The following is a 26,203-nucleotide window of genomic DNA, read 5'->3' as shown; positions in this document are numbered from 1 at the left end:
GACAGATGTACTTTGCAACCGAACGAAGAAGCCGAGAAATTGTACCAGCCCACAAGGCAAACCCGTGGCGCGACTATTTCTGCCCTACATGCAAAGCGGGGGTGTTTCTACGAAGCGGCAAACAGCGTGACAAACACTTTGCCCATATGCCCCGGCAGGGAAAGCCGGAATGCGAGGACTTTCACCCGTCGAACGATCTTGCGCGGTCATGGCAAAACAACATAGTTGCTACGCCAGAACCCTCGGTCGATCCACTCAAGCTCGGCATCGAACTCGAACCAGATCGTGTTGCCGGCCGAGGGCCGAGGAATTGGCGGCTCTGTCTTACTGTTCCCAAATCCCATGACGTCCACGGGAAAATTTCGATTGACCTCGGCGGCGGCGATGTTCGGCCGCTTACGTTAGCCAAGCTTTCGCTTGGCGCTCAAACCTACGTCGTCGATCTCACGGCACCCGAATTCGGCGCAAAATGGGTTAGCCCAGAGGTTCACGCCAAATACAAGTCGGCGGTCGAAGAGCGGGTCGCCGGGCTCGACAACAGCGCGATCAACGCATTCAGTTCAACCCGGCAAAAGACGAAGCCGCTCACCGACGCCTTTTGTTGGGGCGAGAGTTACTATTTCGTTTGGCGCTCCGACGCCTCATTCACGTTCCCGCCCGGCCTTATTAGCCACTCGCTTGCGGAGAACTGCGGCTGGTGCTGTGCCTTAGGCGCTCTGCCGCACGCTCCTGAGGAAGAGTTGGCCGATTGGCTTACGACTAACTGCAATCTCCCGATTATTCGCGCCAAGCGTGATTGGGCAATAGTCTATCCGCCGCCGTTTGGATTTGACGACAACGGCAGTCTTGAGATTCCCGTGACGACCGAGGTAGTCCTGGCTTTGAAGTCGATCGGCTCCGAGCAGCCGGGCGATCTATCCTGCACAGTTGGATCGGCGTCCGTCTCTTTGGCCTTGGCGGAGGCAGTTCAGCATTTCGCGGAACTCAGTGACCCTAAAAGCGCGGCGAACAAACCTGTTCACCTCGCTTGGGATGGCACCCATCTCATTACGCTTGTGGCGAAGCCGCATCCAGATAGTCCGATCGAGCCTTCGGTCGTGCTCGAATTCGAACAGGGCGGCACGAGGGAGAGCATCTCACTTCATCACGCCCGAGCACGACATCTTCTGTCAGATACACGCGAGGCCAAGGTCCGGCTTACGGCCATCCATGTTCATTCCGCGCTGCATGGCGAGTTGCGTCAGCGCAAATCAGGTACGCTGAATTGGGCCAGCGAGCCGTTGATCGCTGCGCCCGTGGTTTCGGCGCGGGTGCGCAGGGCACCGATTTCCCCCGAGCTGATTGAACGTATCAACGAGATACTTCATGACACATCTCTGGATATTGCGCTGGACTTTGGGCCATTTGGATCATTCTTTGCGCGCGGAGCAGACAAAGCCGAGATTCCGGCCGTGGCATTTCGCGTTCAGCGCCAGTTGCGGGCCCGCATCGAGTGGCTGTGCAAGGCATCCGGCGCATTTGTTTCCAGGGATCGAAAACCCGTCGGATTGCTGGACGATCAGGCATTGATCCACCACTTCTCTCGCCTCGTGGTGCCTGCCGAACTCTTGGCACACAAGCGCGCGCTCGAGTCCTTGGTTCGCTACTCCTCACGCTACGAGACGGCCCGATGAGTGATCGTCTCTCGCCCAGTCCGGACGCGAAGGCGCGTTATCAAGCGCTAGGCGAAAAGGAGCTTCAGGCTTTCTTTGACGAAATACCCGCCCATGCGATGCGAAGCATCGCTCAGTATCTCCCCACCGTCGATGGCTTCCGCAAGACCAGCCTAGCCGGAATCGCCAAACAGAAAACGGCGCTCGCGCGAAAACTGAGCAAGGCGAATGCGAGCGACCGAGATTTTAACGGCTTATATTTGATCTGGCGTACGTGGATTGACGCAAATATCGAGAACCCGAAGACGGTCCATAAACTCATGGATCACTTGGAGGAAGCGGCGGAGAAACAAGCCAACCCCGAAGATCGCCGACGTTCCATTGAGGAGCAGGTCGATGGTCTTCTGCAAAAACTTAAAGATGAGTCCCTGCAAAATCATTGCAGCCGCGAGCAAATCGAAAGGTTGTTCACTTTCAGTCCGCTTCCGGAAACGCCGGCAAGCCGGAGCATAATTGCAACGGCGAAAGGCGCAACCGAAGTTGACCGCGATGCAACGCTTAGCGAATTACCCAAGCGATTGCAGATGGATGAAGACGAGATCGAACGCATTAAGTCGGAACTCAAGAAACAATCGGAGCGTCTGGATCGAATCAACTCCTCGTTAGAAGCCGTTCCTGCCAGCCTGGACAAGGTTCACGCGGGTATCGCCCAGGCTCAATCGTCCGCACAGAACGCACAAGACGCTGTTGAAGCACTTGCGAGGATCAGCCGTGCGGAGGACGGGCCGAAAGTAGCGGCGCCCGATAACCCTGCAACAGATGTGCGGCTTGAAGCTCTCGCAATCGCCGTGGAATCGCGCCGCGCCGAAATCCGCGCCATCGAGTCAAAACTGAATGACATTGATACGCTACTCAATGCAGTCGCAGAGGTTGAGGGCACGCAAAAGATTATCCAAGAGACGGTGCTTGTGCTGGATCGACGCGTAGCCGAGCTAGGTTCTGCACTGGATCAGGTTAAGCGCGACGCTGCCGACCGGGCGCAGGACCACGCCATTAGCGATCAGTTGGATGCAATTGACAGACGTCTTGCTGGCCTCGAACAGCGCCCGGAAAGTTCAGCACCGTCGCCCGCGCCGACGTATGAAGCCAAGGACTTTATCGTGCCGCGCCACCAGGAACCGAAGCGCGCGTCCAGTGGCCTGCGGTGGGACTCGTTGATCGCGTCCGACAGGATAGAAGAGAACGCTCTACAGTCGCACGCGGATCTCAGTCGGGCGATAGCCGGCACGCTTCTATCACTTGGTCTGCGAAAATCAGCCGCTCAGCTCTTCGGCGAAGAATGCGCGGCTACTGTGATCGCGAAGCAGGCGATCTTTCTCAAAGGTTCATTCGCCACGCAAACGGCTCGTGCAATCGCCCGGGTCATTGGCGGAGCCGCTAGCGTCCGTATCGCAATGCCAATCGGTCTCCAAGATGGAGAACAATTACGGGCAACGATCGAGCAAGCGTTCGAAACAGAGCGGCTAGCCACTCCCGCACTCGTCATTGAAGGGGTAAACCGCACAGCCCTCGATATTACCAGAGAGGTCTTGGTCGATTGCCTTGACCCTGGGTTTGATCGCGCACCAGCACGCAGCGCCGTCATTGCAACGATTTCCGAAGGGGTTGCTTCCCTGCCATTCGAATTAGGGTATTGCGAGATCGGACCGGTTTTCGATCTCAATTGCCTCGATTGGCGCGCAGGCCAATTATCTACAGGCGAAGAAACGCCGAGCGCACTTTCCTCTAAAGCCGACAAGGCTCTGTTCGCTCAGATCGGAAGTACGGGCATCGATACGGAAGAAGCAATTCGGCTTGCCAACGCCTTCGTGACAAGGCGTGATCCATCCATAGAGAGAGCATTTGCGACTGCCTACAGGGCGCTTCACCTAGTGCGAACGGACGTAAAAACCGTGACGCCTCTGCAATCGCTTTTTTACGGCTGGCTGATGCCGTACTGGCTTACACTCGGCGTCACGCAGGATCAGATCGAAATCGAGCTCGACGGGGGCAAAGTAAACGGCACTTCGGTTGATCCACGCCTGTCGGCAATGTTCAAGGCAAACGTTCGGGGTAACGCATCATGATCGCCCTTTCCGAGCGTTCGTTCGAGCAAACCGAAACTGCTATCAGTCATGCGCTTAAGTGTGTTGGCAATAGGCCATCCGTCGTCAGGGCGGTTGCCGCAGACCATATTCGGGCCATGCTGTACGGAACTTGCGTTTTGGCGAGAGAGCCGGCTACTGCATCGACCATTCACACAACGCGTCTCTTGACGAACGCACGCCGCGCGGTCGATCTTACCTGGCCATATAGCGCTAACCGTGACAGCTCTACTGACCAGCAGACGGCGGAAGCCGATATTTGCGGTCCGACCTTGGAAGCAATGCGTGTACTTGGCGATGCTGCGGACGTCGGTCATGGCCAGTGGATCGCAACGCCGTTTCGCATCATAGCTTTGGATGGCACCGATGACTGCATGGTCGTTGGCTCGGCGCCGATTGGTATATTGAGACAGACTTACGGGCTTCCAATATCTTGCGCAGGGGTCGCCCGGTTCACCGGCATCAAATCCCTGACCAAGCCCGAGCACCGTGCCATTGTCCAGCCGATGGACGAATGGCTTGGATTGTCGACGCCGTTATCGGCCTGGACCGCGCAGGTGCTGGCCAGCCATGAATCGCGCATGGAGCAATCGCACGGCCTCTCTGTGGAACAACTTGAACTCTACGCTCCTGACATTCTCCGTAGTCAGCAGAGAACAGGGCGTTGGATACCGGCCGGGCACGTCGGTCGCGCCATCGACGGTATGCGGCTGTGCCGGCCGCGAGGCGGGTTTGCCCGGGCCTATAGCCGTCCTCATTTTCTGGCTCGTTTCGACTTCAAAGACGGTACGCTTTCCCTGCGCAGCAGCGTCTCGATCGCGCATGAGGAGACCTTGCGGCTGCGATTTGGACTCGATCTACTCATGAACTCGCCGCGCCGAATTTCCATTATTGCATCCGACCTGACATTTACCATCGAGCGCCCATCAGCACTCCCAGACCCCGAAAACCGTGTGTACGCGCTCGGGTGGAGTGACCCTGCGGCAGACAATCCTTCTGAACGCCTGACATTCAGCAACAGCGCGATGCCCTTTATTCTGCACGCGCTAAAGCGCCTTTCAATTACTCCTCACATTGCACAGCGGAAAATCCCATGACGGACCATTCCTCGCCCCCTGACCACGGCGTCCATGCGACCGCGCACCGCTTAACGGAAAGTCTACGCTCCTACATCGAAGCGCAGTATCACATTCGCAACGAAACGCTGATCCGCGAGCGGAGACGTTTGCTGGAGGAGCCCGGCGCCGTCGGTCAGGTGCCTTTTGTTGAATCAACTCCCGTCTACGAACTCGGCGAGCCATACGCCAATCTTCAACTACCACCGGCTGTCGCCCGCACGCTTACTCAGTTGGCCACGCTGGATATTGGGCTCTATCCGCGTCCCTATGTGCACCAGGCCGCAGCGCTCGAAGCGTTTTTTGAGCGCGACGCTGACCTTATCGTTGCCACCGGCACGGGTTCGGGAAAGACGGAAAGCTTTCTCATGCCAATCATTGGCCAACTAGCCGTTGAGGCTGAAAGCCGCCCGGCGTCGGCAGCACTCCCCGGTGTCCGCGCTTTGCTCTTGTATCCAATGAACGCGCTGGTCAATGACCAGCTCTCGCGCATTAGGCGGCTCTTCGGCAGCGCCCGCGCGTCGGAAATCATATCTGCGGGGCGGGTCCTACCCGTACGCTTTGCGAGCTACACAGGCCGCACCGCCTATCCGGGTCCGCGCACGTCGAGCCGTGACACGGAGCGTATCGAACCTCTGTTCGAAGAATTTTACCTCCCGATCATGGCGGACCCCGAAAAGGAAGCTCAACTCCGGCAGATCGGGCAGTTGCCGGAAAAGGACCTTGTCAATTTCTTTGGGCAAGCGCTAGAACAGACCAACACGACCCGCCGAGGATCGCAACGGAGGCGAAATTGGAACCGTCGCTTGCTGACCCAAGCCGGCGACCGTGAGCTGATGACGCGCCACGAAACGCAAGCGCGTTGTCCGGAGCTCCTCATCACCAACTATTCGATGCTTGAGTATATGCTGATGCGGCCGATCGAGCGGCCCATCTTTCAGCAGACCCGCGACTGGTTACGCGCCGATCCGAACAACGAACTCATCCTTGTCCTCGACGAAGCCCACATGTACCGGGGCGCAGGCGGCGCCGAAGTGGCGCTGTTGCTTCGACGGCTTCTTTCACGCCTCGACGTGCCACGCACACGCGTACGGTTCATTCTCACCAGCGCGAGCCTCGGAGCCGGCGAAGAGGCGGCCCGCGCCATCACCCAGTTTGGTCGCGATCTGACGGGTCTTGCGGATAACTCCCCCCGGGGTTTCGAGCTCATCCGTGGCACGCGAGAGGAACGCCATGGGGAACGCCGAGGACAGGCCGACGAAGCCAGGGCGCTTCATGACTTTGACCTGACGGCGTTCGAACGGCACGCAATCGACCCGAACGCTGCACGGATAGCTGTAACCGGCCTGTGCCACACCCTCGGATGGGATCAACCCGAGCCGAGCCGCGATTTGGCAGATTTTCTCTATGAGAAGCTTACCGGCTTCGGGCCAGTTGAGCTTATGATTGAATCGGTCGCCGGCACCGCCATGCCCTTGCCCGACCTGGAGCGAACCATATTCGGCGAAACGCCTTTTGCGGAACGGGCAACCGCAGCGCTGATCGCTCTTGCGACCTTTGCCCAACGTCAGCGTGACCGTCGTGTCCTCCTGCCAACGCGCCTGCACATGTTCTTTCGTGGACTTCCCGCCCTCTTTGCCTGCATCAATCCTCAGTGCGACCACGCACGCGAACGTAGCCCGCACGCGATTCTCGGACGCTTGCATACTCATGGGCGCGAGCGTTGCCAATGCGGAAGCCGGGTCTATGAACTGGCCACGCACCGTGAATGCGGGACAGCGTTCCTAAGAGGCTATCTTGATGGCCCGCGAGGGGACTTCCTTTGGCATTTGCCTTCCGGGATGCTGCGCGAAGGCCACCAAGCGCCGCTTACCGAGGTCGAATTGCTTCTCGACGGAGAGCCGCATCACGACCAGGCGGACAGATGCCTGCCTGTCTGGGTCGATATTCGCAGCGGTCGCGTGTTACATCAGCAGCCCGACGACGCTACCGGCTTTCGCCGCGCCTATCGCGCTGACCCGATCGACTGGACGGGTGCGGTTCGATTTTCAGCGTGCCCCGTGTGCCGGTCGAACACGCTACGAAATGGCCGGTCCACGATTATGGACCACTCGACGAAGGGCGAAGCGCCGTTCGCCAATCTCGTAAAGACGCAACTTGACGCGCAACCAGCCGTCCGAGGCGAGGATCGCATCTATCCCAACGGCGGCCGAAAGGTACTGCTGTTTTCCGACGGCAGGCAGAAGGCCGCGCGTCTCGCTCGGGACATTCCGCGCGAGGTTGAGCAGGATATCTTCCGCCAAGTCCTTGCCGCCGCTGCAGCACGCATGATTGCGGTCAACAGGGAACCGAGGCCGACCAACCATCTTTATATCGCGGTTCTCGCGGTTTTACGTGAATTTAACCTGCCGATGTTCGATCGCGACGACGCGCGGCGCATCGAAAATGAGATTGAGCGCATCGACAGAGATCACGATGGTGAAGACCTCGGGGAGTTAATCACGGAGTTTTCCCCTGCGGACAGCCCCCCGCGATACAAAATTGCCCTCTTAAAGCAGCTGTGCGGGCGCTACTATTCTCTCTCGGGCACCTCTGTCGGAGTTTCGCTTCCGTCGCGGCGCGCGGAGCCGCGACTGCGCACCGCCCTTCGAACGGCGGTCCCCACGTTGACGGAATCGGACGCCGACGAGTTAGCCGCGGCTTGGATTTCAGGACTGAGTGACAAATTCGCGCTGGACCGTGAAATCCCTGCTCCCATTCGCTCACTGGCGGCCGGCTATTGGTCGAACGATTGGGGTAGTGACGGCCGGTTTGAGCGAACGCTTCGTACGCAATTGCCGAATATTCTTGGGATCACAGCCGATGCCGTGCCCGCGATCGAAGCCGCGCTTATCAGTGAATTGGCTCTACGGCACGATAACGGCGCCTATTTCCTTGACCCCGGAAAACTTCGAATCCATATCGACCTTCGGGCGCCCTGGCTTCAATGCCGGGATTGCACACAACTGATGCCTTTTGCCATACGCGGCTGCTGTACGTCGTGCGCCTCGACAAATATCGAAACGCTAGATCCAGCCGAGAGCGAATATATTCGGGCGCGAAAGGGATTCTGGCGTGAACCCGTACGTATCGCTTTAAGCCAGCATGCGCGCCTTCGAAGCATTTCTGTCGAAGAGCACACCGCTCAATTGTCGAACCGGGATAACACGCGCGTACATGCAACAACCGAGAAATTTGAATTGCGCTTCCGCGACATCCGCATCGAGGCACGCGACAGGCCCATCGACGTTTTGAGCTGCACGACCACGATGGAAGTCGGCGTCGATATTGGTTCGCTCGTTGCCGTCGGGCTGCGCAACGTTCCTCCCCAAAGAGAAAACTATCAGCAACGCGCAGGACGGGCCGGGCGACGGGGATCGTCTGTTTCAACCGTTCTGACTTACGCGCAGAATGGCCCCCACGACACCTATTACTACGAAAATCCCCGCGCCATTGTAGCGGGACCACCTCGCAATCCTGACATCAAGATCGATAATCCGAAGATCGCGCGACGCCATGTCGCGTCGTATCTCTTACAGACGTTTTTTCACCGCTATATGGACGAACATAATATTGCAATCGGAGGCCCGACTTCGGCGTTATTCCGGGCGCTTGGAAAAGCCAGCGACTTCTTCTTCGGCGACGGACAGGCGGGTCCTTCGTTTCCTGCATTCCGTCTCTGGGTTGAGCAAAATGTCATCGCGACACAAGGCACGATCCGTCAAGGGATACGCTCATGGCTACCCGCTTCCCTGCGAACGGCTCCCCGCACCATTGATGCCTGGATCGGCGATGTCGCGCAGGAACTGCTCGATCAGCTCGACGCGATTATGCGCGAATTGCAACCCGCGCCACCTCGTCCTGCTCAAGGCGAAGATGAAGAGGACGATGCGGACGATGATCGCAATGCGCTCGGCGATGAGGAACTACTCGAATTCCTCTTCAGTCGCGGCCTTCTGCCGAGCTACGCTTTTCCGACCGACCTTACAAGCTTCCTTGTAGAGCGCCTCGTACGACAACCAAACGCCCAGGAATGGAAGATGGAGATTGTTGAACGGCCTCAGCAAGGCATCAACAAGGCGCTGAGCGAATATGCGCCCGGACGTCTCATCGTGATCAACAAAGAAACCTATCGTTCAGGCGGCGTTGTCGCCAACGTACTTCCATCAGTTCATGACCGTGCTGCGCCGTTATTCGCCGATGTGAACGAACTGGTTCATTGTGACAGTTGCAGCTTTGTCCGTGACCTCGAGGATACCGATAATGCTCAAACCGAGTGCCCCGTATGCAGCGGAACGTTGCAGCGCACGCGTATGATCGTGCCGCAGGTCTTTACCCCGGAAGGCGGACGCCCTCTTAACGAGGACGACCGCGAACAGGAAATCACCTACGCCACAGGAGCGCAGTTTCCGGTTCCAGTCGGAACAAATGACCTGCCAGAGCTTCAGCCTTTGGGAGCCAGGCTTGCTTACGTCGTTACGACGGATCGAACACTTGTCACGGCTAACAAGGGACAACAGCAGAACGACACCTTTCAGGGATTTTGGATTTGCGACAGGTGCGGCCAAGCGGCGTCGGAACAACCGCCCGCAGCGCCGCACGACAGGCCATATTCAATCGAATTTGCTTTCAATCAGCCCCGACCGCCACGACATTGCAACGGTACCTTTCATAACGTGTTCCTGGGTCATGTATTCGCCACCGATCTTCTGCTGATCCGCTTGTCACTTGCGGCGCCAATGGCAATTGACACAAATGATCCGGTAGTATTGCGAGCACTCGAAGACGCTCTCTATTCGATTTCTGAGGCCCTTCGGCTTGCCGCAAGCCGTCATCCTCAACTCGATCTCGATCCGTCGGAGTTTGGCTCGGGCTTCCGCATCGTCCCCTCAAATGACGATGAAGGACAGATTCATCTCGATGTGTATCTTTACGATACTTTGTCGGGCGGCGCTGGATACGCCGAGCTTGCCGGACGCAATCTCACCGAAATTCTTCGTGACGTTCAGGATCTGCTGGAGAACTGTCCGGCCCAGTGCGACAGGTCGTGTGAGAGCTGCCTGCGACACTACCACAACCAACACCTCAAGGATCGCCTGGATCGCTTCATTGGGGCGCAACTCCTAAGATATGCAATGACCGGGGAAATTCCTCCCGAATTCTCTATCGCGACCCAAGCAGCCAATCTTGAAGGGCTCGCGCGCTTGCTTCAACTCGACGGCTTTCGGTGTACGGCCATTGCCGACGTCGACGGACAAGCTGTTCCGCTTCTGGTCGAGCGCCAGGGCGTGCGCGCTGTGATTGGCACGCAATCAGCGCTTGTGGCTGCTGATTGGACCGGACATTCGCTCACGCCGTTGTTGGGCGGGGCGCAACTGCAAGGGCGGGTACTAAACGACTATATTTTACGTAGGAATCTACCCGCCGAGCACCAACTGGTAAAATCGCTGTTCCCCGCATGATCTCGAAGACTTGAAGCCGAAGAGCCATGGTCACGCCGAATAACTTTCAGCGTGTTGGCGCAACCAGCAATACCGAAGCAGGACGGCAATTCGAGGAAGCCGCTCATCTCTTTTTCGAGAGCGCGGGTATCAAGCTCAGGCGCGGATTCACCGCGCCCGTCGGGTTCAAGGTCAAGAAGACCAAGGTGTTCGATCTTGGGAGTGACGAGCCACCCATCCTCGTAGAATGCAAATCCAATATCTGGACCGAAGGCGGGAATTCGCCCAGCGCGAAAATCCGCGGCATGAACGAAGCGATGCTCGTCTTTAGCGTCGCGCCGCCCGAATATCGAAAAATTCTCTTCCTCTTGAAGCACACGCATCCTCGGTCGGGCGTAACGCTAGCCTCGCACTACATAAAGAATCAGGCGCATCTTATCGGGCCCGGCGTCGAAATATGGGAGTTCGATGTAGACGCCAAGCGAGGCGTGCGGATCTTCTAGAGACCGCACCCATCCGGCCATGCCTCCTCTAACGTGCTAGTTTCTGCTTGCATTCGCTTTTCTTGTATTGCCGCGCGCGTTGAGATAGAACAGATGGCGAACAATGACCACCATGCTACGTCGCCGTGGACGGCTCTTCAGTCGCTCACTTAAGCTCTGGCGTCTCGGTCGTCAGGGGTGTCACTGTCGATACCCGCAAGCTTGGCCGAAGCAGCAGCATGGTAGTTCTCACTCTTAAAGCGAAAAACGATCACCTTGAAAAGGTTGCGAGCACGCGCGACTTCATCAAGGCCATCTCCGAATTTGTCTGGAACGCGCTTGATGCCGATGCTGCAATTACAAGTGTCGATTTGGTTCGGAATGCACTCGGTGGCCTCGAAAGCATCGTCATCCGCGACAACGGAACAGGGATTACCAAAGCGCGCGCCGAACACGATTTTGAGAGTCTCGGCGACTCCTGGAAGCTTCACGCACCGCGAACCCCGGTTCTTGGCCGCGCGATCCATGGCAAGGAGGGGCAAGGCCGCCTTCGGTTCTACTCCCTCGCGCGCCGCGCTGTGTGGAATTCCGTTTACGAGGAAAAGGGCAAACGATACCGGCTCAAAATCGAGATCGACGCCGATCGGCTTTCCTCGAGCTCGGTATCCGAACCTGAGGAAGTGCCTGTAAAAACGCCCAGCGGGACCACCGTAGAACTCGCGCCTCTCAAGGATACGTTTGACTGGCTGACAAGCGACGAGGCACGGTCCGAATTCGATTCCATCTTCGCGCCCTATATTCTTCAGTATCCCAAGGCCACCATCTCCTACGATGGCCGTTCCGTCGATCCGAAGCGTACAATCGAGCATTCCCATCAATTCCAGACACAACCTGTCGTCTGCCCCGGTCGCGTTGTGCGCGATTTGACGTTGCGTGTGATCGAATGGAAGCCACGCATCACCGGACGAAAAATCTATTTTGGCGGGGAAAGCGGCGTTGTGTTGGGATCTCTGGCTGCGAATGTGACGGCACCAGGCTTTGAATTTTCGGCATACGCTTACTCACCTTTCTTCAACGAAATTGCCAAGGCGAACCTGCTCGAATTCGACGGTCTGACCGATCCGGACTTTGCCCGTGTCCTTGAGTACATCCGCGATCAACTCGGCGACTATTTCCGCCAGCGCCAGGCAGAAAAATCGGGCGAGCTGATACAGGATTTGAAGAACGCCGGCGTCTATCCATACGAAGGCGATCCGCGCGACGAGATCGAACGCCGGGAGAGGCAGGTATTCGATATCGCCACCCATGCGGCCGTTTCGTATTCCAAGGACTTCAAGAAGGCGGACAACTCCCTAAAGAAAATCGCGCTCGGGCTCCTGAAAGAAGCTTTGAGCAACAATCCTGAGTCCGTGACGCGAATCCTCAAGGCGGTTTTCAATCTTCCCAAGGTGCGTCAGGATGAATTCTCGCAACTTCTGGACAAGACTGAACTCGGTCACATCATTGGAGCGTCCAGCCTCGTCGCAAACCGCATCGTCGCGCTTAAGGTTCTGAGCCAGATTGTTTTTGAGCCGAAGCATCGTCGCACCATCAAGGAGCGAGGCGAGCTGGACGTACTGATGCGCGACAACACGTGGATGTTCGGTGAGGGCTTCCACCTCACGATGGCTGAGGCCGGCCTTACGCAAATCATGGACCGCGTCTCCGAAGAAATCGCGACCAAACGGGTCAAAGGCTCCCCCGTGCGCAAGCCGGACGGCAAGATCGGGCGCATCGATTCCTTCATGGGGCGGGTCGTCCCAAACGAGAATCCGGATCATCGAGAGTTTCTGCTGATCGAGCTCAAGAAGCCGTCGATCAAGATCGGTCGAAAGGAGATGGACCAGGTCGAGGATTACGTAAACGCAATCCTTGCGCAGCCCGATTTCATCAACACATCGACACAGTGGAACTTCTATCTCGTGACCAGTGAATACGATGACGTTGTCAGGCAGCGCATCACGCAGGAAAATCGGCCAAGAGGTTTGTTCATCGACAAGCCCAACCACAAGGTCTGGATAAAATCCTGGGCCGAACTCATTCGCGATTGCGAGGCGCGACTGAAGTTCGTTCAAGACAAATTGCGGATCGAAGTATCGGCCGAGGAAATCGAGGAGCGCATCGCTCGCCTCAAGGCATCCGTTCTGAAAACCGATGTGGTCGACAAGCCGGCGCCCGTTGCGAATCCTGGAAAGGCAAACGCCAAAGCTAAGAAACGCGCCTCCAAAAAGAACAAGCCCTGAGTGGCGGCGCTGAAACTAAGCCGCGGCGCTAGACCAAGCTCACGATCGCCGCCTGCACTGGATCGATTTTAGGGGCGATCTTGCGCCGTAAGCAGTCATCTACCCAACGCTGCTCGCCCGGATCATAGCGGAAAACGACGAGCTTCGGCTTGCTGGATAGAGCCCCCGTCACTACGCAAAGACGATACCCCGGCATCGAACCGTCGATGTGTTTCTGAAACGCGCGGTATTCGCGCGGGGTTAATCCGACTTTTAGCTCTTGGCCAAACAGCCCTTTGACTTCCAGCCGCAACGGCGTCGTTGCGCCTTTGGGACGCGCCTCCAAATCCCAACCGAGGTTGTCTTTCTCGACGCTCTCGATCTTGTATCCGGCGAAGTGCTCCCGCACTTTCAGTATCGCCGCTGCCTCCACTTGCGCGTTGCGAAGCGGATCGGATTTTCCGCCCCACTTCCCGCCGGGGCCACCCTTGCCGCCCGGGTTGAGATCGGGCCTCGCATCGAGCTGCTTGCGCATTGTTTCCACGAAGCGCCTGATGGCTCCGTTCGATTGCTTCTCCGGAAACCACCAGTTCGCTTGGCCGATCCAGCCCTTGCCGCGTCCCAACTGAATGTCGCGCTGTTTAGGCGGTATGAGTACCGCGTTCTCAGCCCTCGTCCGCACGCGGTAGTTTTCCTTGTGTTTTTCCAAGCGGTGTTCCGCGGACGGCGATTTCTTGAAGTATTCCCGTTCACGATAAACCCGGGCGTCGCGGTACCAACCCACGACCCAACGTCCCTTGCGCTTGGGATCGGTCGCGGTCCAGACCACGTCGACATGGTCGCCCCCTGCATCCTGCTTGGCTCCCAGCAACTCTATGGATATGGGCCGATCTCTCTTTCCCTTCACCGTTTCGACGTGGCCATACACATAGCCATCCTCGCATTCCAGGAAATTGCACGTCTCGCCGCCGTCCCTGTGCTTCCTGACCCACGCGCCACCACCGACGATGTCGTCGGGCTGGCCGACTTTCCCCTCGCAAGCAGCCATCCATCCGATGTGGCACACGAGAATTGGCATGATTGAAACCTGTCAAATTATGAGGTCAGTCGCAAACGCGCCCATCCGCGAAATTTAGCGACAAGCAGTATCCGGCTAATCTGCCATCCCTCACAGGCATCGGAAAGAGCTTTACAGCATTGAATTGAGGGGGCATCCGGCTTCGCCGGAAACGGGCTCTATTCGCTTCGCTCACCGAGCCGCCCTTGGCGTCTCGGCCCTTCGAGTAACGATCGCCGTGCCCAAGGATCATGCGCGCAGACGCGCGCGTTAGGGGACACCCCTCCATCGCGTTCAAGGGCCGGGCCAGAAGGGTTTTGGCTCCCCGCATCGCAGGCGCAACGGCGACGCGCAAGCGCATCGGCGTTCGCCGCGCTGGTGCCCCCAAAAACGTCGCGAGCGACTTCCGAACCCTTGAACGCGCTGCCCCGAAAAGAATGCCGCCATTGGTTTTCAAGCTCGGGCTTGCGCCCAGCGCCTGAAAACCAACGACCAAGAAAGGAAACAAAAATGAAACTGTTACTCGATCACCAGCGGGCCGAATTGCTCGCGAATGGAAAGGCCAACGCCATCCTCCGCGACAGTGGCCTCGCCGAGCAAGACTTCAACCCCGTCGTCAAACTGTTCAGCCCATGGGGAGCCGCTACATGGCTTCTCACCGAACTCGATCCGGAAGATGAAGATATCGCCTTCGGTCTTTGCGACCTTGGCATGGGCTTTCCCAAGCTCGGCAATGTCAGCCTACGCGAGATCGAAGAAGTTACCGGCCCCGGAGGCCTCCGCATTGAACGCGACATCCACTTCGAGGCGGACAGGTCGCTTGTCGCATACGCCGAGGACGCCCGTCTTCATCAGCGCATCACGGTTTGAGGGAGGATGCCATGAAAACATTCTCCGCACGTATCAGTACCGACGCCGAAATCGCGAGCATCGACGTGGACGCCGAGACGCCCGAACAGGCGCTCGCCAAAGCACGCGAGATCGCCGAAGGCGATGATATCGACTCGCTTCCATTCGAACCCTATAGCGAGGCTCATCCCGTCAACGAGGTCGTCATCGAGGACGAAGATGGGGCCGAGGTGGCAGCATGGCAGGATGAAGACCTGCGGCTCCGCCTTCATGCGGGCACGCTGCTATCAGCCGCGCAAATCGTTCTCGATTGCTGGGAGCGCGGCGACCTCGCCGAGGCCGTTCGAGGACTTGGCGAAGCCGTCAACGTGGTGAAGTCGCCCGATGGCAGCGAGCAGCCAGCGGGCGCCTATGCGAAGGAAGAAGACCCGCCCGCGACACCGCGAAGCTTCCTTGTGCTCTACTTCTCGACTGATGGCATCAAGGTCGGCGAAGTGGAAGCGCCATCGCCGAAGGAAGCGATTGCCTTGCTGCGAGAGGCAGGCGGCAGGCATCCGCTACCCTCCGCCTATCTCGCGTTCAAGGGCATGCCTCCGGTTTACGAAGTGATGGTAATCGATCGGCCAAGTCACGCTCACCGGCGATAGGCGACCCCGCTTGATCGTCTCTTCCGGGCCGTTCACAAACACCTTGCCGGAGGCGCGTCATGAGAGCGGGAACGGCCACCGACAGCAGGTTACGCGAGCGTTACCGCGAGTTGACCGAACCGCACCGTGGGCCGCCCGGAATGCCCGCGCAGATCGCCCGGGGGCACGACGGCGCAGCGCCGGACGAGGTCAGCCATATCGATCCGTGGATGGAGGTCTCGTTCAATGCCCTGACCCGCGCCAGCGAGACCGGCGAGCCTTTCGCCCTGATCTCCTGCTTCATGAACGGCCAGCCCGCCGCCGTCATCGCCGCCACGCACCGGCAGGGCAGCCGCACCCAGGTCATGCCTCTCTTCATGGCCGTCCAGCCATGGATGAACTTCGGCAGCGAGCCGGTGGATACGATACCCGAGAAGGACGGAGACTGATCCGAACCCGCAGGCGGCAGGCGTCGAACCGGCGCTTGCCGCAGCGTGGCGGGTCGGAAAATCGGCGGGTCGGAAATGGGAAGATCGGTAAATCGGAACGGGATGGACGGCGGCAAACGGGGACTGGCGGAGAGGTTGGGGAACGGGTTGGTCTCGTGAAGGCGCACTTATGGGTTGGCCAAAAAAGTGAGAAAAATCAGTCGCTCTACGAGCCACGTCGCGCCCGCGTCCCGGGGACAAGACCCGACAATTTCTTCTCATGCCGCGAGCACCAGACGTGGAGCACGTTGTAAAACGCCGGGTCCGCTTTTCGGATATCAGCCTGGGTCAGCCCCCTTGGAACATGGGCCGCATAGACCCGTGCGAAGAACTGGTCAGGCGTCTCTGATCGGTTTTTTCGGGCCCTGTACTTCTCCGGCGACACCGCAAACCGGTACCCGCTCGGCGGTGTCGCCGCGACATAGGCGATAAGTTCATCGAGGTCTTTTCGCAGGTCCCGCAGGATCGCCAGCAGGCTCGTTTTGGTTGCCCGGTGATCGAAGGTCAGTGCGTCCAGGCCGTCGCGCAATGCCGCCAGTTCCCCCCGCAGGCTGGACGGCTCGCGGTCCGATGCTGCGAGCTTCTGCGCCAACAGCGCCGCGGTGGCGACGTAGAGGTCCAGGGTCCGATCGCGGGTGCATCGGAGCAGGACGGCCTTTGTCTCCTCGGGCTAAGGCAACTCGGTTCTTTCACCTGGCGGCGGAGTGATGAAGTACCAAATGACTTCGTGCATCGCCTGTTCGACCCGTTCGAGGTCCTGCGGGGTCGGCGGCGGCAAACCCGCCAAACGGTCACGGGTCGCGACGAGCTCGCTGAAGAGCACGTAGGCGGCCTCGCTCTGATCACTATCCGCCGTCCAACCTATCGCGCCGTCTGTCTCTTCAGAGAGCTTGCGTTTCGATCGTCCCACCATCGGTGTCTCGCACACGTGTAAGCGAAAACTTCGGTATCGCGTTTCTAGCTTACACAAAAACACGATGCTCGGCGATGTGCGTTGACACGAGCGCGCTCGCTTTGTTGGAAAAAATTTCTTTCAAGCAAGCGTAACGTTGCGGTCAGAGACCGCGATGCGGTGTGCTCGTCGGTTCAACGACAGAAGGAGCACATCATGCAGAATGTCATCCGTATCGCCAAACACCTAATCCCGATCGAACAGATCGCACTGTTCGAGCCGTTTGTCCCACCGACCAATCCCCTGCGGTCGGAGCGCGAGTTCAAGGCCCGTGTCGTTCTTCTGGACCGCAACAGCGTTCTCTCAGAGGAGACGCCCGAGCAACTGGCCGCCGATCACGGCTTCCGCTTCCTCGTTGGTGACCGTTCGGCGACGAATCCTACAATCAGCTTCCGCGTCGAAACATTCGTGCCGGTGGAGAATTTCACGCCGACGAAGCCTTATACGAGCCGGCTCGCCTGGACAGACAATGAAGGGAATATCCAGAGCAAGCTGATGCTGACGCCTCCCGAAGAGTTGCTCGCAGCCGTTGTTCGCGGTGAAGAAGCTTCGCAGGATTTCTCACAGGAGGCCGAGCCTGCACGCGTCCGCCGCCCGAAGGCGAAGCGCCGCACCAAAACGCCCAGCAAGAATCTCTAGGATCGGCGGTTCCGTGGGCGCACGTCGCACGAGAGGAAGGAAGCCTCGGACCCCTAAGGGCGGGTCCGAGGACGGGCGCAATAGCGGCACTTCCTATTTTGCGACGACATCATCGCCCGAATTCCTGGATCAAACCATCGCGTTCTGGGGACCGAAATACGGTCGCGATCTGACCCGCGAAGATGCTCGGCAGATCATTGAAAACATGACCGGCTTCTTCAAAGTGCTTTATGCGTGGGACGAAGAGGATCGTCGCGCGGAGGCTCAGCGGCAGGCAGGCGCTGTGAGCAATTTAAGCGACGATGACCGCCGCACTGAAGACTGATCACTTCGTTAGGCCAAAACGAAATTTCAATTGCGCGCGAGTCTGCTCACAGGCAGAATCAATAAATCGGATTTGCGAGCAAGGTCATGCGCGACAAAAAGGCTCACAAGATAGTAACGGGCGCGGTCACTAAGGCCGTCGCATATGCGCGCGTGTCGACAAAGGAGCAGGACAAAGAAGGCTTCTCGATTCCAGCGCAACAGAAATTGCTCAAGACATATGCTGCAACAAGTCAGATCGCGATCGTTAAGGAGTTTGTTGACGTCAAGACAGCCAAGATGGCTGGCCGTACGAATTTCCTTGAGATGGTTGCCTATCTGAAAAAGCATCCCGATGTTCGAGCCGTGGTTGTTGAAAAGACTGATCGGCTGTACCGCAATCTTCGGGACTGGTCACGCTGGATGATCTCGACATAGAAATTCACCTCGTAAAGGAAGGCATTGTCCTCTCTGACGACTCGCGCTCGTCGGAGAAGTTTGTCCATGGCATCAAAGTGCTGATGGCCAAGAACTACGTCGACAACCTTTCGGAAGAGGCCCGCAAGGGCATGCAGGAAAAGGCCGAGCAGGGCATTTGGCCGTCGTCGGCGCCTCTCGGCTATCGGAACGTGGTCGGTTCTGACGGAAGAAAGACAATCGAAATCGATCCCAAACTTGGGCCGATTGTAGCGCAAATCTTCGGCTGGTATGCGGGCGGTAACGTGTCCATTGAGAATTTGACTGAGCGCGCCCGCACGGCAGGCTTAGTAAACCGCTTGACAGGCTCGACGGTCGGCAAGAGCCGGATACATCACATCCTTCGAAATCGCATCTACAGCGGCGACTTCGTGTGGAAGGAACGTGTCTACGCTGGCAAGCATGCGCCTTTGGTAACACGTGAGCTATGGGTCCGGGTGCAGGAAATGCTTGACGGCCGAAGTGAGGCCAAAGTGAGAGGCACGAAGCGCGAGTTCGCGTTTTCTGGCGTTCTCAAATGTGGGCATTGTGGCTGTGCCATCGTTGGTGAACTGAAGAAGGGAAAATACGTCTACTACCACTGCACAGGCTTCAAGGGCGATTGCGGCGAGCGTTATGTCCGCGAGGAGGTGCTGGAGGCGAAATTTCGCGCGATCCTCGAAAAGCTCAAGTTTGGGGAGGATGAACTGCTTTGGCTAAAAGAGGCGCTCCGGGATAGCCATGACGATGAAAGGAAGGAGCACGACGCGGCAGTGGCTCCGGCTCCAGGGCGAATACGATCGTATCCAGAAGCGCCTTCATGCGATGTATTTGGACAAGCTGGACGGACGCATCGACGGCGACTTCTTCGACCGTACGTCGGCCGAGTGGCGTGAAGAGCAGGCCACGTTGCTGCGCGAGCTATCCTTCCATCAGGCGGCGGATCAATCCTACTTGGAGGACGGCATTCGTTTGCTCGACCTAGCCCAGCGAGCGCTTGAGATTTTCGACAAACGCAGCGCGATTGAGAAACGGTGGTTGCTGAAATTTGCACTATCGAACTGCACTTGGAAGGAAGGACAGTTGTCGGCCACTTTCCGGCAACCCTTCGATCTCATTGCGAAATTTGACGCGCCGCCATTCGATCCAAATGGAGGTGGGATGCGGATTCCGGCCGAGCGTTCAAATTGGTGGGCCTGGCAGGACTCGAACCTGCAACCAGACCGTTATGAGCGGACGGCTCTAACCATTGAGCTACAGGCCCCGCTGCTGAGGTGGCGGCGCGGCATCGTTTACAATTTGTCTGGCGCTCCGGCAAGGTTGAGCCACGCTTCCGCGCCCGCGCTTCGGACTTTTCCCCAGGTGTTCCTTTCCGTTCTCTGAAGCTTGAATTCGACCTTCAAGCCTGCTTTGGCGCAGTTATCACGCGTCGTCCTGTAAGCGCGCGACGTGCGTAGAATTAGCAGGCCGCTCATTCTGCGGCAAAGTCACCGACTCACTTCAGTCAGCTAAAACGGACCGCGAACTTTCTGTCTGGCAACGCCACAAGTCTCGCGCGGTAGCGACCAGAGTTCGTTTTGACAAACCTTGGTATAGGGTTTGCAGCCCATTCGATATCACTCGCTTACCTTTGTAGAGTTGTGCATCCGTCACGTTGTTTCTAGTTTCGATGTTGAAGCTAGGCATTCGATTGAACGGGCGAAGCCTTTAAGCTGACTTGAGTCGCTGTCGGAAGTAGTTGAGTCCCATTCAGACCTAAGGACAAGAGTAAATGGAAACACGTGAGCGCTCCTCCACATCTTGAGGTGGACCTCAGGTGATTGTCCGCAAAAGGACATGGGTCTTAATCTTGCGAAGGTGCTCTCTTGTTCGAGATCGCGATCCGCGATCCGAACGGCGGGGCCGAGTTAATCCAGGCAACCAGGATGCAAGAAGCGGAGGATTGAGCTCTCTGCTTGGGAAGCATGTGAGTCTTTAGAGCACCCGTTTCCGCTTCCATCATAGTAGTGGCTTCGCCGCAGTCGCCTTCGATGACGGTGGCCTAGCGCGACTTGGCCACGAATTTGCGCCACCCTCTTTGAATGCGAGTCGAGATGGCATTTACCGAGCTTTTCATCAAACGTCCGGTGTTGTCTATCGTCGTCAGCCTCCTGATCTTGCTGATCGGCCTTCGCGCTGCCGCCGTTTTACCGATCCGCCAGTATCCCAAGCTATCCAATACAGTCGTCAATATCACGACATCCTATCCTGGCGCATCCGCCGACATGATCCAGGGGTTCATCACCACTCCCCTGGAGCAGGCCGTCGCTTCGGCAGAGGGCGTCGACTACGTCACTTCCTCGTCGGTGCTCGGTACCTCAACGATCCTAGCCTACATCAAGCTCAATTTTGATCCCAATGAGGCACTCACCGAGGTGCTGTCTAAGGTCAACTCAGTCAAATATTTGATCCCAAAGGAATCAAACGATCCGGTTGTCACTAAATCAACCGGTCAGGCAACCGCTGTCATGTACATCGCCTTCTCCAGCGAGGAACTGACGGCCAGCGCGATCTCCGATTATCTCTCGCGCGTCGTGCAACCGGTTGTGTCTACGGTAGACGGCGTCGCGGCGGCAGACATCCTGGGCGGTCAAAGTTTTGCGATGCGGCTATGGCTCGATGCTGCGAAAATGGCGGGGCACGGCGTGTCGCCTGCTGATGTTTCGGCTGCAATCGCCGCCAACAACTTCCAGACCGCGGCCGGCCAGACCAAGGGCTATTTCACTGTCTCCGATGTCACGACAAACACCGACCTGCGGAGTGTCGATGACTTCAAGCGCATGATTGTCAAAGCTCAAGACCGCGGCTTCGTGCGCATGGAGGATATTGCGACAATCGAGCTTGCCGCGCAGACCGCAGACGTCAGCGTCTCCATGAACGGCGAGCACGCGGTCTTCATCGGCGTGCGGGCGAGCCCGCAAGGCAATCCGCTAAACATAGCGCGAGGCGTTCGGGCGATGTTTCCGGAAATGGAGCGTAACCTGCCGCCATCACTGAAGATGAAAGTGGCCTACGACTCCACCAAATTCATTCAATCGTCGATCGATGAAGTCGAGAAGACGCTCATTGAGGCGGTCGTGATAGTAGTGGTGGTGATCTTCCTTTTCCTGGCCTCGCTGCGGTCGGTCATCATTCCTGTCGTCACTATTCCGTTGTCGCTCGTCGGTGTCTGCAGCATGATGCTGGCGCTCGGGTTTTCGTTCAATCTGCTTACCCTCCTTGCGATGGTGCTCGCGATCGGTCTCGTGGTCGACGACGCGATCGTCGTGGTAGAGAACATTCATCGCCATCTAGAAGAAGGTGCGCCGCCCCCGCAGGCTGCTGCGAGAGGCGCGCGCGAGATCGTTGGCCCCGTTGTCTCCATGACGATTACGTTGGCCGCCGTATACGCCCCCATCGGCTTTCTTAGTGGCCTCACCGGTGCGCTGTTCCGCGAGTTCGCGTTTACACTGGCGGGGGCGGTGATCGTGTCGGGCGTGATCGCTTTGACGCTATCGCCCATGATGTGCTCGGTCTTCCTGAGGGGCGCTGAGGAGGGACGGTTTGCTAGATTTGTGAACCGTGTGTTCGGCGCCATGACACGCTGGTATGGCCGCAAGCTCGACCGCTCGCTCGACTATCGCCCAATTACCGGGCTGTTTGCCGTGACCATGCTGGGCCTCGTCGGCTTTCTCGGCGTGCACACGTCCAAGGAACTCGCGCCGGAGGAGGACCAAGGGATTGTATTCGCACTAACCAAGGCGCCGAAATACGCCAATATTGACTATCTCGACTATTACGGCGCCAAGCTCGAAAAGGCGATTCGGAAGTTTTCCGAGACCGATTTGAGCTTCGTGCTCAACGGTAGTGGCGGTTCGCAGGCGGGTATGGCCGGCATGTTGCTCAAGCCATGGGACGAGCGCAAGCGATCGTCGATAGTTCTTAAGTCCCTGCTCCAAGCCGAGCTGTCCAAAATCGAAGGTATCAACGCATTTGCTTTTAGCTTGCCGGCACTTCCGGGCGGATCGGATGGTCTGCCAGTGCAGATGGTGATCAATTCGACGCTCGGTTTCCAATCTGTCTACGAGCAGATGTCGAAACTGAAGGACGCCGCGCGCAAGAGCGGCCTGTTCATGATCAGCGACTCTGATCTCGAGTTCAACCAGCCGGTGGTGCGAATCAAGGTCGATCGATCCAAGGCCAACGATCTTGGCATCACCATGCAGAATGTCGGTAACGCGCTCGCCATCCTACTTGGCGGAAACTATATCAATCGCTTCAATCTGCAGGGTCGCTCCTACGAGGTGATTCCGCAGGTGCCGCGTGAGAAACGCCTGGCCCCAGAAGCGATCGGGAACTATTATTTGAAGACTGCGACGGGCTCGATGCTTCCGCTGTCTACCGTCGTCTCGATCGAGACTGCGACTGATCCGAACGCGCTCACCCACTACAACCAGCTCAACTGCGCGACCTTTCAGGCCGTGCCGATGCCTGGCGTCACGATCGGTCAAGCCGTGGACTTCCTGGAGGGGGAGGCACAGAAGCTACCTGCAGGCTTCAGCCACGACTTCCTTGCGGACGCCCGACAATATGTGCACGAGGGTAACCAACTGGCCATCACGTTCGCATTTGCACTGATCGTCATATTCTTGGTGCTTGCGGCGCAGTTCGAAAGTCTGCGCGATCCCATCATCATTATGATCAGTGTGCCGATGGCAATCGTCGGCGCCTTGATACCGCTATTCTTTGGCTGGGCGACGATAAACATCTACACCCAGGTCGGATTGCTGACGCTTGTTGGTTTGATTTCCAAGCACGGCATCCTGATGGTTGAGTTCGCAAATGAGCTGCAACTCAGGCAGAGACTTGACCGTCGCTCGGCGATAGAGATGGCGGCGCGCGTCCGACTTCGTCCAATCTTGATGACTACGGCGGCGATGGTCGCGGGCCTGATACCCTTGTTGACCGCAACGGGAGCCGGAGCCGCGAGCCGCTTCTCGATCGGGCTCGTGATCGTCGCCGGTATGTCTGTCGGCACGCTGTTCACGCTGTTCGTGTTGCCGGCGGTCTATGTTGCGATCGCATCCGATCACCGTGCCGACGCGAGTTCGGGCTACGACAAGGGTGGCCTCGCGGGAGCCGTTAATGCCCAGCTCGCCAAGCATTGATGTCAAACCACTCCGGGTTGACGAGATTGCTGGCCTAGATTGGCGCGTTGTCCGCCGGCCGTGGTGATTTGGTGGGCCCGAATTTCGGGAAGGGGCCCGAAGGATGATCCCTGGTTGCTGCGCCCGTTTCGATCCATCGTTCGCCAGCGGGAAAGACTAAACCAATAAGAAATGCGATCGTTCATGACGCCGGTGTGGTGAGCGAAGGAGCCTGGGGCGGCTTCATTTCGAGATCTTCATGCCTGTGCTGCCGAGCTTGGCGAGCATCAGATGCTCGGCAAAAAACACGTCGGCGATCCGTTGCTGGCCCGCCTCGGCGAATTGCTGGACGTTCACGGCCGCAGAACGCTCAATTTCGTACTCGCCGCGGGGCGGAGAGAATTCATGCTCGCTTGATGAAAGGGCGGCATTGCTATTACCCAAATGCCGCTAGAAATAGAATTACTTGCTCCTCGTCGCCGTCGTATTGGCTGAGTGATCACAGTCAGGTAGTGGGAAAGTACAGCACGGCTTCTCAACCGAAGTCGATTATGGAGCAGACGTTGAAGCGATGCACATGACCACGTTCGCTGCCACGATGGAGGCAGCGTGAGCTGCCAAGCGGGAGGCCAGAATCTGCCTCAGTCCTGATGGCCAATGTTCAGGCCTGATTCCCTGACACATGCTCCGACGCCCTCCGAAGTGCGAAAGTTATCGAAATGCCTGAGTTTGATGCAGCTATGTTTTTTCTGGCCGCAACGACGTGCTTTGCGTCCTTTGTAAATGGAGCCATCGGCTACGGGTTTTCGTCGCTCACTGTGCCTCTTGCGCTGGTTTTCTACACCAATCGCGTTCTCAACCCCGCCATTGTTATCATCGAGGTCTTCGTCAACGTATACGTCGTCCTCATCAATCTGAAGGGCGTGCCGGCAATTTGGAGACGAGTGTTTCCCATCTTGCTTGGACTTTTGCCGGGCATTGCGCTTGGCGGCTATGCGTTGGCCTCGCTGCAGCCGGGCTGGATCAAATTCGCTACCTACACGATCATACTGCCCCTGATCCTGCTACAAGCCGCAGGTTGGCGCCGCCCTATCGAAGCTAGCTGGCTGATCGGTCTACCATTCGGTTCGATGCTGGGCATCCTCTATTCAGTGACGACCATCTCCGGTCCGCCTTTGGCGATGTTGTTTAACAACCAGGGCCTGGTCAGAAGTGAATTTCGCGCCGGTCTAGCTCTGGTTCGCGTGGTTGAGTCGAGCGTGACCGCCTTCGTCTATTACAAGCTAGGCCTGTTCATCTCCGAAAGCGGCAGCCTGCTCTATGCCTTTATACCCAGCGTTGTGCTCGGCATCCCGCTGGGATCCTACGCCATGCGCCGGCTTGATCCTGAGATATTCCGACGCATCTGCATGAGCTTTGATGCCTGGATCGTCGGATTCGGTCTGTCACGAGTGCTGATCGAGCTCGATCTAGTGCGGAGCTCCTGGGCTTATAGCGTGATGTCGGCGACGATACTGATCGATGTTTGCCTGCTATATTCGTTCTTTACCACGCACGGTCCGACCTGGTCAGAGCGACGGTCTCGGCGCGCCGCGGATATAAGCGCTTGAACGATGTCGGCGGGCGCCCCAGTATCGAACGCGCGCGCGACCTGGATCCTAATGGCCCGAAAGCAAAGCCAATCGATGACTGCGCGCGATGCCGATGTGGCCCTGTCGGCGCCAAGGATAAGGGCATGACAACTGGCTGATTGTTCCACGACAATCCGGTGTTTCGAGGCGGGGGAATTTGAAATCTCAGTTCTGAAGCGTCGGAGGCAGATGGTGCCGACTCGCTATTCGAAATACTTGTGATCGTTTGCCCGCGGGCGCTGATCGAGAAAAAGGAACACTCGAGACACAAGCACATCGAGTCGCCGTCTCGTCGGTCATCGATATCAACACCGCTCATTGTGCGGCGATCATCGAATCTCCTGCCAAAGAGCAGCCGGGCGCATTCCTACTTTACACAGGTTGTCCGGTAGCTTCGGGCAGGTACGTGAAACGCTCCGATTTTGCTGATCTGGAGCGTACAAGGAGCGATGCAAAGTCGGCATTAAGCTGCTAGCTGAACGATCCGAACACCAACCTTGTGATCCGCGCCTCTTCATGGTCGGAACTGGCTCGAGCGTTCATAAAGATGCTAGCGTCAGCGGCAATGCTTGGTGGAGTCGACAAGTGCTGTCGCGGAACTTGCGGCCGTGTTCGCGCCAGCCGTAGCCTTCTCCTCGAAATACACACAAGGACGCGCGCCCGACGACTTTGTACGCTTTGTGACAAAGGGATATTGAGCTGTTACGCCTCTGACTGTCGGAAAAAGGCAAAGGCTGACGTCCTCGTTGCGGTTGCTCATCCGCGAAAGATAGGCCGTAACACGCATCCGGGTTGCTTGGCGATCACTCCTATTTGACGCTCGCACCTTCTGAGGTGGCCCGAGCTTTTGCGATGGCATCGCATTTGCAGAGATGAAAATGTCAACATGAGTTCATCATCGTC

General features: G+C 57.7%; 19 protein-coding genes and 1 tRNA gene. 15 read left to right on the top strand and 5 right to left on the bottom strand.

What is annotated here, in order from left to right; all coding sequences use genetic code 11:
- Window positions 1–5: 5 nt before the first annotated feature.
- From J2R78_RS09860 to J2R78_RS09835, 6 genes are all read left to right on the top strand, one after another.
- Window positions 6–1,673: a competence protein CoiA family protein gene (locus tag J2R78_RS09860; protein ID WP_253604080.1), complete on the top strand. Its 1,668-nt coding sequence runs from the start codon at window positions 6–8 to the stop codon at window positions 1,671–1,673.
- Window positions 1,670–3,778 carry a hypothetical protein gene (locus tag J2R78_RS09855; RefSeq protein WP_253604078.1) on the top strand — a complete coding sequence of 703 codons (2,109 nt, stop codon included), beginning with the start codon at window positions 1,670–1,672 and terminating at the stop codon, window positions 3,776–3,778. The genes J2R78_RS09860 and J2R78_RS09855 overlap by 4 nt, the downstream gene beginning before the upstream one ends.
- Window positions 3,775–4,893, top strand: coding sequence for a hypothetical protein (locus J2R78_RS09850; RefSeq protein ID WP_253604076.1), 1,119 nt, complete (start codon window positions 3,775–3,777; stop codon window positions 4,891–4,893). Before J2R78_RS09855 ends, J2R78_RS09850 begins: the two co-directional genes overlap by 4 nt.
- Window positions 4,890–10,412 carry a DEAD/DEAH box helicase gene (locus J2R78_RS09845; RefSeq protein ID WP_253604074.1) on the top strand — a complete coding sequence of 1,841 codons (5,523 nt, stop codon included), beginning with the start codon at window positions 4,890–4,892 and terminating at the stop codon, window positions 10,410–10,412. The genes J2R78_RS09850 and J2R78_RS09845 overlap by 4 nt, the downstream gene beginning before the upstream one ends.
- Window positions 10,413–10,438: 26 nt before the next feature.
- Window positions 10,439–10,894, top strand: coding sequence for a hypothetical protein (locus tag J2R78_RS09840; protein ID WP_253604072.1), 456 nt, complete (start codon window positions 10,439–10,441; stop codon window positions 10,892–10,894).
- Between the two features lie 218 nt (window positions 10,895–11,112).
- A complete protein-coding gene (locus tag J2R78_RS09835; protein WP_253604070.1) occupies window positions 11,113–13,155 on the top strand; it encodes an ATP-binding protein in 2,043 nt (680 codons plus the stop codon).
- 28 nt (window positions 13,156–13,183) lie between these two features.
- Here the strand turns inward: J2R78_RS09835 and J2R78_RS09830 are convergent, their stop codons facing one another.
- Window positions 13,184–14,212 (bottom strand): protein NO VEIN domain-containing protein, encoded by a 1,029-nt coding sequence (locus J2R78_RS09830; protein ID WP_253604068.1) that lies wholly within the window; start codon window positions 14,210–14,212, stop codon window positions 13,184–13,186.
- 489 nt (window positions 14,213–14,701) lie between these two features.
- On the opposite strand from J2R78_RS09830, the gene J2R78_RS09825 reads away from it, so the two are divergent.
- Genes J2R78_RS09825 through J2R78_RS09815 form a run of 3 tightly spaced genes read left to right on the top strand, consistent with a single transcriptional unit; the run spans window position 14,702 to window position 16,115 of the window.
- A complete protein-coding gene (locus J2R78_RS09825) occupies window positions 14,702–15,061 on the top strand; it encodes a DUF2958 domain-containing protein (protein WP_253604066.1) in 360 nt (119 codons plus the stop codon).
- Window positions 15,062–15,072: 11 nt separating this feature from the next.
- A complete protein-coding gene (locus J2R78_RS09820; protein ID WP_253604064.1) occupies window positions 15,073–15,687 on the top strand; it encodes a hypothetical protein in 615 nt (204 codons plus the stop codon).
- 59 nt (window positions 15,688–15,746) lie between these two features.
- Complete coding sequence (locus J2R78_RS09815; RefSeq protein ID WP_253604060.1) at window positions 15,747–16,115, top strand: hypothetical protein; 369 nt, start codon at window positions 15,747–15,749, stop codon at window positions 16,113–16,115.
- A gap of 205 nt (window positions 16,116–16,320) precedes the next feature.
- Here the strand turns inward: J2R78_RS09815 and J2R78_RS09810 are convergent, their stop codons facing one another.
- Together J2R78_RS09810 and J2R78_RS09805 are read right to left on the bottom strand one after the other, a co-directional pair.
- Window positions 16,321–16,746, bottom strand: a complete 426-nt coding sequence (locus J2R78_RS09810; protein ID WP_253604058.1) for a hypothetical protein — start codon at window positions 16,744–16,746, stop codon at window positions 16,321–16,323.
- Between the two features lie 78 nt (window positions 16,747–16,824).
- Window positions 16,825–17,067 (bottom strand): hypothetical protein, encoded by a 243-nt coding sequence (locus tag J2R78_RS09805; RefSeq protein WP_253604056.1) that lies wholly within the window; start codon window positions 17,065–17,067, stop codon window positions 16,825–16,827.
- Between the two features lie 195 nt (window positions 17,068–17,262).
- Between J2R78_RS09805 and J2R78_RS09800 the strand changes: the two genes are divergently transcribed.
- The 4 genes from J2R78_RS09800 to J2R78_RS09785 all read left to right on the top strand — a co-directional run bounded on the left by J2R78_RS09800 (window position 17,263) and on the right by J2R78_RS09785 (window position 19,400).
- Entirely contained in the window at window positions 17,263–17,745 is a 483-nt protein-coding gene (locus J2R78_RS09800; RefSeq protein WP_253604054.1) for a hypothetical protein, read from the top strand.
- 13 nt (window positions 17,746–17,758) lie between these two features.
- On the top strand, window positions 17,759–18,070 hold the full coding sequence (locus tag J2R78_RS09795; protein WP_253604052.1) for a hypothetical protein: 312 nt from the start codon (window positions 17,759–17,761) through the stop codon (window positions 18,068–18,070).
- 86 nt (window positions 18,071–18,156) lie between these two features.
- Entirely contained in the window at window positions 18,157–18,486 is a 330-nt protein-coding gene (locus J2R78_RS09790) for a recombinase family protein (RefSeq protein ID WP_253604050.1), read from the top strand.
- Window positions 18,487–18,569: 83 nt separating this feature from the next.
- Window positions 18,570–19,400 (top strand): recombinase family protein, encoded by an 831-nt coding sequence (locus tag J2R78_RS09785; RefSeq protein WP_253604049.1) that lies wholly within the window; start codon window positions 18,570–18,572, stop codon window positions 19,398–19,400.
- A gap of 292 nt (window positions 19,401–19,692) precedes the next feature.
- Here J2R78_RS09785 and J2R78_RS09780 read toward each other — a convergent pair.
- Window positions 19,693–19,768: transfer RNA gene (locus J2R78_RS09780), tRNA-Ile, on the bottom strand.
- Window positions 19,769–20,597: 829 nt separating this feature from the next.
- Between J2R78_RS09780 and J2R78_RS09775 the strand changes: the two genes are divergently transcribed.
- Window positions 20,598–23,690: an efflux RND transporter permease subunit gene (locus J2R78_RS09775; protein ID WP_253604046.1), complete on the top strand. Its 3,093-nt coding sequence runs from the start codon at window positions 20,598–20,600 to the stop codon at window positions 23,688–23,690.
- Between the two features lie 222 nt (window positions 23,691–23,912).
- Here J2R78_RS09775 and J2R78_RS09770 read toward each other — a convergent pair whose 3' ends face one another.
- Window positions 23,913–24,113, bottom strand: a complete 201-nt coding sequence (locus J2R78_RS09770) for a hypothetical protein (RefSeq protein ID WP_253604044.1) — start codon at window positions 24,111–24,113, stop codon at window positions 23,913–23,915.
- 275 nt (window positions 24,114–24,388) lie between these two features.
- Between J2R78_RS09770 and J2R78_RS09765 the strand changes: the two genes are divergently transcribed.
- Window positions 24,389–25,279 (top strand): sulfite exporter TauE/SafE family protein, encoded by an 891-nt coding sequence (locus tag J2R78_RS09765; protein WP_057018041.1) that lies wholly within the window; start codon window positions 24,389–24,391, stop codon window positions 25,277–25,279.
- Window positions 25,280–26,203: the final 924 nt, after the last annotated feature.

This window comes from Bradyrhizobium sp. USDA 4538, from assembly GCF_024171045.1.
In the GTDB taxonomy this organism is placed as follows: domain Bacteria; phylum Pseudomonadota; class Alphaproteobacteria; order Rhizobiales; family Xanthobacteraceae; genus Bradyrhizobium; species Bradyrhizobium australafricanum.
This window is presented reverse-complemented; position numbering and strand designations above follow the sequence as displayed.